The 10950-nt window shown below is 37.7% G+C and carries 9 protein-coding genes; 8 read left to right on the forward strand and 1 reads right to left on the reverse strand.

The window, feature by feature from the left end:
• The first annotated feature begins 291 nt into the window (after positions 1-291).
• From JIV24_RS10565 to JIV24_RS10580, 4 genes are all read left to right on the forward strand, one after another.
• Positions 292-4821: a T9SS type B sorting domain-containing protein gene (locus JIV24_RS10565; protein WP_200465004.1), complete on the forward strand. Its 4530-nt coding sequence runs from the start codon at positions 292-294 to the stop codon at positions 4819-4821.
• Positions 4822-4829: 8 nt separating this feature from the next.
• Positions 4830-5846 carry a PorP/SprF family type IX secretion system membrane protein gene (locus JIV24_RS10570; RefSeq protein WP_200465005.1) on the forward strand — a complete coding sequence of 339 codons (1017 nt, stop codon included), beginning with the start codon at positions 4830-4832 and terminating at the stop codon, positions 5844-5846.
• A 102-nt stretch (positions 5847-5948) separates the two neighbouring features.
• Positions 5949-6821 (forward strand): Ig-like domain-containing protein, encoded by an 873-nt coding sequence (locus JIV24_RS10575; protein WP_200465006.1) that lies wholly within the window; start codon positions 5949-5951, stop codon positions 6819-6821.
• Positions 6808-7818 (forward strand): PorP/SprF family type IX secretion system membrane protein, encoded by a 1011-nt coding sequence (locus JIV24_RS10580; protein ID WP_200465007.1) that lies wholly within the window; start codon positions 6808-6810, stop codon positions 7816-7818. The genes JIV24_RS10575 and JIV24_RS10580 overlap by 14 nt, the downstream gene beginning before the upstream one ends.
• Before the next feature lie 63 nt (positions 7819-7881).
• Here JIV24_RS10580 and JIV24_RS10585 read toward each other — a convergent pair whose 3' ends face one another.
• The gene (locus tag JIV24_RS10585; RefSeq protein WP_200465008.1) at positions 7882-8394 is read right to left on the reverse strand and encodes a hypothetical protein; all 513 of its coding nucleotides are present in this window, start codon (positions 8392-8394) and stop codon (positions 7882-7884) included.
• Between the two features lie 359 nt (positions 8395-8753).
• On the opposite strand from JIV24_RS10585, the gene JIV24_RS10590 reads away from it, so the two are divergent.
• From JIV24_RS10590 to JIV24_RS10605, 4 genes are all read left to right on the forward strand, one after another.
• Positions 8754-9209 (forward strand): peptidylprolyl isomerase, encoded by a 456-nt coding sequence (locus JIV24_RS10590; RefSeq protein ID WP_200465009.1) that lies wholly within the window; start codon positions 8754-8756, stop codon positions 9207-9209.
• 11 nt (positions 9210-9220) lie between these two features.
• The gene (locus JIV24_RS10595; RefSeq protein ID WP_200465010.1) at positions 9221-9595 is read left to right on the forward strand and encodes a DUF3127 domain-containing protein; all 375 of its coding nucleotides are present in this window, start codon (positions 9221-9223) and stop codon (positions 9593-9595) included.
• Positions 9596-9661: 66 nt separating this feature from the next.
• Complete coding sequence (locus JIV24_RS10600) at positions 9662-9868, forward strand: hypothetical protein (RefSeq protein ID WP_200465011.1); 207 nt, start codon at positions 9662-9664, stop codon at positions 9866-9868.
• Between the two features lie 21 nt (positions 9869-9889).
• Entirely contained in the window at positions 9890-10810 is a 921-nt protein-coding gene (locus JIV24_RS10605) for an MFS transporter (RefSeq protein ID WP_200465012.1), read from the forward strand.
• The last annotated feature ends 140 nt before the right edge of the window (positions 10811-10950 follow it).

Consider the following 10950-nt stretch of genomic DNA (forward strand, 5'->3'; position numbering starts at 1 on the left):
AACAGAGTATGTTTTTCATCTGTATAACGTGGTGAAAATTAGCGTTGTTTAATTTCGGAATAAAAATTTAGTTAAATAATTGATTCTTTTTGCAACCTTATCAATCAAATAAGAGTATTATAGTTTAGCTTAAAGTAAAGGGTTGGACGGTAAAGACTTTTAGCTCAAGTCAGAGCTATTTATTACGAGTAAGCTAAGTTGAAAAGTGTGTTGGGTAGAGTAATTTATTTTGCTTTAGATAGTTACGTGCGCTCTAAAACGGCGTAAAGAATATTTATAGACCTAATATTAATGCTATGCAGAAATGCTTATTTGTATTTTTTTTGTTACATCATTGTCTTATTTAACACTAACGCTCAAGTTGGTAGAGAATTTTGGTTTGTAGCTCCAGATGTAACAGTCGGCCATGGCGATGAGCCTATCGTTTTTAGAATAACAGCTCTGGGAACAACTGCAAACGTAACAGTAAGTATGCCTGCTGATGGAGGCAGAGTCATACAGAATATTCAAATTAATGCCAATACTCAGGAGCGTATTGATTTGGATAAGGATGTAGTTGAGAATGAGCCTTCTGATCGTGTTAATAATAAGGGAGTTTATATTACTTCAGATGCTGACATTACAGTATATTACGAAGTTGCTAATGGAGTTAACCCCGATAAGTTTACCCTTAAAGGACATAACGGATTAGGTACTGAATTTTTTGTGCCATCGCAAAATACCTTCAGAAACAAACCTCTTAATCCGGTTGCTGATGAAAAGGTTGATATTGTAGCTACCGAAGATAACACAAGCATCACAATTGTTCCAACAGCATCTGTTGTTGGACATGCTGCAAATGTACCTTTTACGATTACGCTTAATAGAGGACAAACATTTTGCGTGGAAAACACTAATGATACATCTCCAACATCATCCCTGGCTGGTACTTACATTTCATCAGATAAGGATATAGCTGTTACGATAAGTGATGATAGTGTATGGCAAGGACAAGGATATGGGCCTTATGATCTAATCGGTGACCAACTCATTCCTACGTCAGTTATTGGTACAGAGTACATTGTTGTTAATACGAGTCCGGATAACCGAACAATCAACAAGGTGTATGTGCTGGCTACCGAGGATGATACCTATGTGACGATAGTTTATAATAACCAGCAATTAATAAAAAGGCTTGATCGAGGCGAACAATTAGATTTAGACATTGAAGGGAATGCATTGTATATTGATGCAGATAAGCCTGTTTATGCCTACCAATTAGCTAGTTTATGGAACCGTACCGGTAATGAAATGGGTAGTGCAGTACTTCCTAGTGCAAGTTGCACCGGCTCTCGTTCAGTAAGTTTTGTACGAACGTTTACCTTGGAGTTTTGGGTGCAGTTACTTACACAGGAAAAGAATCTTAATTCATTTGTATTCAGGGATCAAAATGGAAATCAGCGAAATGATCTAGATAGAATTGTATGGGAGAAAGTTAAAGGAACCGATACCGGTTCGGCTGATGAAACTTGGTACAGTGGCGTTATTCAATTGGATATTACAACTGGTGCACCGCACACGATTGAAAATACCAATGGGTTGTTTCATATGAGTATATTGGATGAAAATCAAGGCAGTACAAGTTATGGATATTTTTCATCTTATGGTCAATTGCGCTTAGAAGGACCAACTCAAGAATGTCAAGGAAATCAGATTGTATTAAGTACAGCAGAGCCAATGAAATCCTACAATTGGTACTCAGAGCATACTGGCAATACTGTACAATCAACCGCTGAAACTTTTGCTGTTTCGCAATCAGGAACATACTGGGTGCAGGCCGAAGTTAATTTTGGAGGTTGTATTCAAACCGATAGTATTTATGTTGAATTTCTATTGCCTGAATTTGATCTAGGTGCTGATACAATTGTTTGCCCGGAGGAGACTATAACATTTGAAGTCCCTGATGGCTTAGGAACCTATGAGTGGTTCGATGGAACGACCAACAACTCCACTTCTGTAATATTGGCCGAAGGTGATGTGCAAGATGTTTGGCTAACGGTAACTGATAATTTAAATTGTTCAAATACCGATCGAAAGCAAGTTTTGACTCACTCCTTACCGGTTGTAAGTCTTGATAGAACAGAGTTGTGTCGAGGTGAAAGAATCACTGCTGATGAAACTGGTATTGAGCGTTATGAGTGGTCATTTAATGGTAGAGTGTTAAATCTAGATGAAACTCAAAACTACATTGAACCGCAGCAGTCAGGAAATTATACGTTGACTGTTTGGGGAGCCGAAGGTTGTTCCGTTTCTCAGAACTTTAATGTTACACTAAATGAATTGCCAGCATTTGATATTATCGATGAACTAGGTTGTATTGCAGCAACAACAACCATTAATGCGCCTTTAAATGGAGCAGGTTATAGTTATCTATGGTCAGATAATTCAACCGGAACATCATTAGATGTGAACGTAGCTGCCGATTATTGGTTAGAAATCACTGATGCGAACGGATGTACCTCGCGTGATGAGTTTAATTTCGACTTTTTACCACCAAAACCATTTGATTTAGGTCCTGATAGAGAAGAATGTGCAGGAATTACTTTGACGATTAATCATGGAAGTGATTACTCAAATTATGAGTGGCGCTTTCAAAAAGATGGAGTTGGAGCTATTGCTACATTGCCAACACCAACGCCAGAGTATGCTTATGAAATTAGTCCGGCCACCTCTGATGATAATGGCAGGTACTTTGTGACTGCAATAGACCTGGACGGGTGCGAAGTGGCAGATGATGTTCAAGTGAGTTTTGTTATTGCGCCAGCTCCACATTTAGGTCTAAGTCAAAATTTGTGTACAGGTGAAGAAGTCATTATTTCAGTTACCACCGGATATGATAATTACGCATGGTCACTTAATGGAACAGTTGATAATAGTCTGAGTGGTGCCGAAATTACGGTATCAACACCTGGTACCTACCAAGTAGAAGCTTCTATTGGAGGTTGTGTTAAAACAAACGAAATTATCGTTACCGAACATGGTAATCCAACCATTGCCTTAAATGCCCCATCAAATATTTGCCCAGAGAGTGAGCGTAATATTACGATTGATAATTTTGTACCAGCAGATGGCTTATTTGATTATCTCGTTTGGAATGGAGGTCAACGCCGAATAAATGATTGGACTACTGCTAAATTAGTAATTGATGGAGCCGGTACTTATAATGTGACAGCTTATGATGAGTATGGATGTTCGGCAACAGATGCTGTTAATGTATCTGAGTTTGCCAAGACGGAGATTACATTGCCGGATCCAATTGAAACCTGTGAAAATGTAACAGTAGCGTTATCAAATCCTATTGCAAACGCATTATCATACGATTGGTATAAAATTGAATCGAACGGAGATACTCACCTAATTGCCAATGCCGATTGGAATACAAGTGAATCTGGTTCTTATCGATTATTAATTGAAGATGCGAATGGTTGTCAAAGCGAAGATACACTGGTGTTGAAATCATTAGCTATACCTAATGTTGATTTAGGTCCGGATCGCGAGATGTGTGAAGGCGATATAATTACATTAACGACCGACCCATCTTTTACAACTTATCGATGGAATGGTGATACCAATCTTAACGAACCAACATTACAAGTAACGACCACAAATACGTATAGGATTGAAGTGACAACCGCCGATGGTTGTATTGCTGAAGATGATGTTTTAATTACAGCTAATCCATTGCCAAACGTTACGGTTAACGATACTACGGTGTGTTCGGGTATTATGGGCGTTCTTGAGGCCCCAATTGGATTAGCAAATTATCGTTGGTCTACCCGTGCAACAACACCAACCATTACGGTTGCAAAGGGCAGCTATACTTTATCTGCCGAAACGAATAAAGGCTGTATTGGAACGGCAACTGCACATGTCATATGGCGTCCAATCCCTAATGTTACACTCGGGGCTGATACGGCTATATGTCCGGTTGATATGGTTCTTTTGGAAGCAACACCTGGTTTCACATCTTATAAATGGCACAATAATGATCTAGGTACAAGTATTTATGCCAATTTTTCTGACACCGTCAATATAGTAACCGTAACAGATGAGCATGGTTGTATTGGCTTTGATACAAAAATGGTTCATGCCTTGCCGGCGCCTGATTATGAATTGTGTCCTGATACAGCTGTTTGTAATGGCGATTCATTATTGCTTGAGGCTGGATATGAATTTATCGAATACCGTTGGTTTGATAATAGTCGACTTCCAACATTTACGGTTAAAGAAGCTGGCGAGTATTGGGTTAGTGTTTTAGATGGTTGCTTTTGGTTGCAGGACACGACAAGGGTTGTATTTAATGAGACACCTGTTATTGTTCAGCTTGATACATTAATTTATGGTCAGATTGGCATATTGGCACAAGGAGGAACAGAACCATATCAATATGCTATTAATGAAGAAGCATGGCAGGATGAAAACGTATTTAAGGACTTGGAGAATGGAATGTACATTGTTCAGGTTCACGATTTAAATACCTGTATGGCCGCTGATACAGTCTTACTAAATTCAATTGTAGATATTGATATTCCGAATTTTGTAACACCCAATAATGATGGGATTAATGATAGATGGGAGATTGAAGGAATGGATAAGTTTCCAGACTCCATTATCAAGATTTATGATAGGTTTGGAAAATTATTAATAGAATATAAGGCTTCAGAACCAGGTTGGGATGGTGAGTATATCGGTAAACCGGTGCCATCAGATGCATATTGGTATGTTATCGAAGTGCTACCATTGAAGAAAATGTTAAAAGGGCATATTACACTTAAGAGATAGGTAAGGCGATGAAGAAGTTGATACTTTTGTTTGTTTTACTCTGTATTCTGACAATGGGTAAGGCGCAAAAATACTATATAACAAATCAGTATTTATATGATTTGTACCTGATGAACCCGGCTGGTGCAGGATACTACAAAGGGTGTTATGAGTTTAGTGGATACTATCAAAAGCAATGGTTTGGAATGGACAAGGCTCCTACAACTCAAGTTTTAAGTTATCAGGGACCTGTAACAGAAAGCCTGGGCTTAGGATCCTATTTTTATAATGATCAAAATGGGTTTTATTCTGAAATGGGCTTTCAAACATCGCTTTCGTATGAAGTGATGTTCAGTAAGAAACGCCGCAGAACTGCCTCAATGACCTTTGGTATGTCATTAAATGCCGAGCAAAGCTCTGTTGATCAAACACAGTTGACTGACGGTGCTATACTCGATCCGGTTTTGTCAGGAGCCAATGAAAGCGGATGGGGTTTTAATGCCAATGCAGGAATCCTGTTTAAATACAATGATTATCACTTTGGTTTTTCGGTAACGAATATTCTCCCACAAAACAACCCAATGTACCTCAATGATAATGAACCAGCACTCACCTCCGACATACACATTCATGCCGGAACAGAATATAAATTAGGTGATCGTGATATTTTTCTTGAGCCAATGATTATGTATCGCCGAAATATGTTGGTGGATAGTAAGCTTGATATGAGTGTGAAAGGGTTTTTTCCAACGCCCGATCCAAATTTATCGCTCTGGGGTTTGGTGAGCTATCGTCGAACGATGGACCATCAGTTTGGCAAAAGCCTTGGTATGGCGATAACCGGAGGTGTACAATTAAACAATTTATTGGTAGGTCTTGAATATCAGTTAGGTTTAACCGGAGCCCAACTTGATTATGGTAGCTCTTACCAATTAGTTTGTAAATATCGAATTTGCAAAGATAAATCGAAAGGCTCTATTCCTTGTTCAGAACGAAACCGTAATAAAAGGAATAAAGCTATCAAACGCCTTAATGCAAAGAGGTAGTGAAGTTATTGTTTAAAGGGGTAATAATGCTATTTTTGATTTCTGATAGAATCTTAAGAGTAGAATCTCATGTGCCGACGGATATTCATAATCTTTTTAGTGATGATTTCTGTGCTTCCAATTGTGGGGCAGGAAACAGTTTATGCCTACGATGATAAAATAAAAGGATTTGAGAATAATTCGGTTAATATACCTGTTTTAAATAATGATTTTGGACTTCAGAATGGTGTAAGTGAAATACGCGTTGTTACAGAGGCAGAAAATGGAAAGGCTATTGTAGAAGAAGATAATACCATCACATTTATACCCAATCACTCTTTTGTTGGTAAAGATGAATTCATTTATAAAGTTTGTAATACCGATGGGAGTTGCGATGAAGCAAGTGTATTTGTTGAAATCGAAAATGTTGATTTTAAGCCGGAAGCCGTCAACGATACTGTTACTTATCTGCATGGAAACAGCATAGAAGTTGATTTTTTATCTAATGATATTATTCATGGAGATGAGCCTTTAACCATAACCATAATAGGTGAGCTAAAGCAAGGGGAGTATTACCTTAATGCAGACAATATATTAGAGGTTGAATTTGAGCGACGTTTTGTTGGTCGCGACTCGCTGCGATATATTGTTTGTGATGTTGATAACGATTGTAGTGAAGCAAAAATCCTATTTGAAGTTCGACATGGTGGTGACATTGATTTTTATATTCCACAAGGTTTTTCACCCAATGGAGATGGTATTAACGATACTTTTTATGTTCCTGACTTCTCAACTTATAATGGAATCAATATTTCCATCGTTGATTCGTGGGGTAGTGAAGTGTATCATAATCAAGACTATCAAAACGATTGGGATGGTATTGCCAACAAAGGGACCAACAAAGGAAGCAAAGTGCCGGCTGGTAATTATTATTACATCATCAATATAGCTGGCTTTGAAAAACAATTAACTGGATTTGTTTATGTTGCGAAGTAAATCGATACAGTCAATTGTTAAGGCCCTCAAACAGGTATTGTGTTTGTTAGTGATTTTGGTTAGTACACAATTGGCGGCTCAAAGCGATATGTTGTCATCGCAATACATGAATAGTCAGCTGCTCATTAATCCGGCATATGCTGGTGTGCGCAATTCTTTTAGCGTAAATATACTGTCTCGCCAGCAGTGGATGGGCATTAAAGATGCACCAACCACATATGCCGTCAATGTACACTCACCTCTTAATAAACGGATGGCATCAATTGGAGGGAGTTTGATTAACTATCAAAGTGGCCCCCTACAGCATAACGAAGTAACTGCTGTCTATAGTTACCTGATTCGGATTAATCACAACATGTTTCTATCGATGGGTTTGAGTGCCAAACTCAATCATTATAATATCGGATTGTCATCCCTTGATGTTATTGAAGATAACGATCCTAGTTTTGCACAAAATCTTGAGAATGGGCTTAAGCCAAATTTTGGAACAGGTGTATTTTTATATTCGCCTCAGTTTTATTTTGGCGTATCAATGCCTCAGGTCTTAAATAATGAACTAAGCAATGAAGAAACTGGAGGTGCAACATACATTCAATATCGGAGCATCTATTTAGCTTCCGGATATGCTTTTGGTTTGAATAAAAATGTGTTTTTTAAACCGTCATTTCTAGCTCGCATCCGCAGTGAGGCAAGTCATGTCTTTGATATTAACCTACAGATGTTGTATAAAAATCTGTTTTGGATTGGTGCTTCATACAGGACGAATAGTACAATGGCGGCTCTATTTAACATTCAGGTTTCAAGATCGTTAGGGTTCTGTTATTCTTATGATTTCTCCATTGGTGAGAGAACCAATTTTGGCGTAGGAAGTCATGAAGTATCTTTAATTATCGACAGTAATAGTTTCATCAAACGAAACAGAGATAGGCGATTTAATCGAAAAAAAGTAACAAAAAAACAGGAAGATAAAGCAGTTCAGTCAATACGCTATTTTTAGGCACAAAAAAAGCCGGATGTTAATCCGGCATGCAATATATTATCAATGTCATGATTGGGTTGCTTAGTTCTTTAGAGCAATTAATACAGGGCAAGCCGATTCAATATCAATTGTTTTAATACCTTCAATTTCATTGGCATCTACTTTGCTAAAAGCACTTAAGTTTGTCATCCAATCTTCAAGTTCTAATTCAACTTCCTCTGCATCTGCAAATAAGTAATCGTTAAGTGTAGTATAATATTCGTCAAGGCTTGTCATCCACATTTCAACTTCCAAAACTTCGTTTTCTGGTACATTAAATGACTCCAAGTCGCTCATCCAGTCTTCAACTAACATTTCTTCAGCAGGCTCGGTAAAACTACTCAAGTCAGTCATCCACGCTTCAATCTCCATTGATGGTTCATCAATATCAAAAGAGTTTAAATCAGTCATCCAATTTTCAACTGTAATCTCCATTTCGCTTTCAGGAAATTCATTCATCATTGGCTGAGCGCTAATGCTAAGAGATAAAACTAATAAGATGAAAAGTACACTTGTAAAAGATTTGGTGCTTGTAAGGTTATTTAAAGTTTTCATGACAAAGTTTTTTTTAATATTTAACAACGCTGATTGTATATCAATTGAAGTGCCAAAAATCATAACGAACACATATAGAGGTTTTAAAGATTAAATAAGGACAAAAGCATCTTTTAATATTGACCGCCTTTGAAACAATGTGGTGTTCGAAAGTGAACATTGGTATCAGTATCCGAACTGTTATTAAAAAAAATGAGAGGTTGGGACTAATCGATTCAACTTCAACTAAGCTTTTTATCATCAAAAATGAGCAATATATCTTTTGTGATGCTTCAACTATTATCGTACTTTTGTTTGATATTTTATTAATCGCTTTCTTGCGATTAAGGTGTGAAAAAGAAAAAGTAAACGCAATCAATATGAAAACAGCAGAAATTCATACTGAAAAAGGCATCATGAAAGTTGAATTCTACGAGAATGATGCACCTAAAACAGTAGATAATTTTATTAAACTGGCCAAAGAAGGATTTTACGATGGATTATCTTTTCATCGTGTAATACCTGACTTTGTGATACAAGGCGGGTGCCCTCATTCGCGCGATAAGAGTAGTCCGCGTGCAGGTACTGGAGGTCCAGGTTATAGCATCGACTGTGAATTAGATGGAGACAATCAATATCACGATAAAGGTGTATTGTCAATGGCACATGCAGGTCGTAATACTGGTGGTTCACAGTTTTTTATATGTCATGGTCGCGAGAATACACAGCACTTAGATAGACAACATACTTGTTTTGGAAAAGTAGTGGAAGGATTGGATGTGATAGATGATGTCCGTCAGGGAGATGAAATAATTAAAGTAGTAGTAAACGAATAGAACCTAATAGAATGAATTTTGAGATTTCAGGAAGTGTAATTGTCAAGGATGATATTCAGGATATCAGCGCCAGTTTTAAGAAAAGAGAATTTGTAATCGAGGTTGTTAATGAACGTAACTCTGATTGGAACGATTTTATTAAGTTTCAATTAACTCAAGACAGATGTAACCTAATGGATCCAATTCAGTTGGGCGATAAAATTAAGGTGAGCTTTAATATTCGTGGTCGTAAGTGGGAAAAAGACGGTCGTGTTAATTATTTTTCAAACCTTGAGGCTTGGCGAATTGAAAAAGAAGATGCTGCATTACCACCTGATGCACCAGCGCCATCATTCAATGAAGCAGATATTCCACCTGCAAGTCCTGAAGAAGACTTACCATTTTAATTGAATAGAATCCTGAGCATGAGTTCAGGATTTTTTTTTGAATCGAATTAGTCAACTGGTGCTAATATGAGTAATAAAGAGCAATTTCAGATTTCTAAGGTCACACTATTAACCGTTGCACATTTCTTTCATGATATCTATACCGCTTTTTTAGCACCTTTGTTGCCTTTGTTGCGTGATGTAATGGGAATTAGTCTGACATTTGCAGGTTTTCTTTCTGTTGTTCAGCGTCTTCCTACTCTATTAAATCCATTAGTTGGTGTGCTGGCATAGCGAACCAAAGCTCGATATTTTGTGATTTTAACACCTGCTGTTACTGCTATTGCCATGAGCTTGGTGCCTGTTGCTCCCAATAAACTGACTTTAGTCCTATTAGTTTTGCTGAGTGGCATTAGTAGTTCATTTTTTCATGTGCCGTCACCAGTTATGATGCGTAAAGTATCGGGTAATCGCATTGGTATGGGAATGAGCTTTTACATGGTAGGAGGAGAGCTAGCCCGTTCGGCCGGTCCTGTGGCTGTCCTTGGAGCTGTCGAACTTTGGGGCTTACAAGGGGTAACTTATTTCATACCAACAGGTATGTTAGCATCTGTTGTTCTATATTTTAAGCTACGTAAAATATCAATTGCAGAAAGTGTTAATGCTGCAAGTGGTCTGGAATATTTAAAGACGATTCGTAATTTTTTTCCATTAATCACGAGTATAGCCCTCATTCTGTTTTTTAGGGCAGCTATGAAATCGGCTCTAACATTTTATTTGCCTGTATTTTTAAATGGGCGTGGTGAGTCTTTGTGGTTCTCAGGCATTGCATTGTCAATTCTACAGGGAGCCGGAGTCGCAGGAACGTTTTTAGCTGGAACTATATCTGACAAAATAGGAAGGCGTAATGCTTTATTAATAGCTTCCATTGGGGCACCTGTATTGTTTTTTGCCTTTCTCTATACAACCGGTTGGTTACAAATTTTGGCTCTGATAGCAACAGGCTTATTTTTATTTGCTTCCGGACCAGTATTTCTGGCCATTGTTAATGAGTATAAAACGGCCCATAATAATTTTGTGAATGCTCTGTTTATGACCACTACCTTTTTAATAGGTGCCATAATGGTTATGGTTGTTGGTTTAATGGGTGATTATTTCAGCCTCGAATTGACCTATAAAATAGTTGGAGCTTTCGCCTTTTTGTCAGTGCCCGTTGTGTTAACAATGAAAAAGTAGAACGTTATTACAAATATCTACTCTCATTTAAATGTGGTTTGGGAACATGAATGGTGTGCTCAATCCCAAGTTTGACAGATAATCTACCTATTACTCTCTGTAGCCCCTATAAACACTGATATTAATTTCTGAAATTTCAA

Source organism: Carboxylicivirga marina (assembly GCF_016612505.1).
Classification (GTDB): Bacteria; Bacteroidota; Bacteroidia; order Bacteroidales; family Marinilabiliaceae; genus Carboxylicivirga; species Carboxylicivirga marina.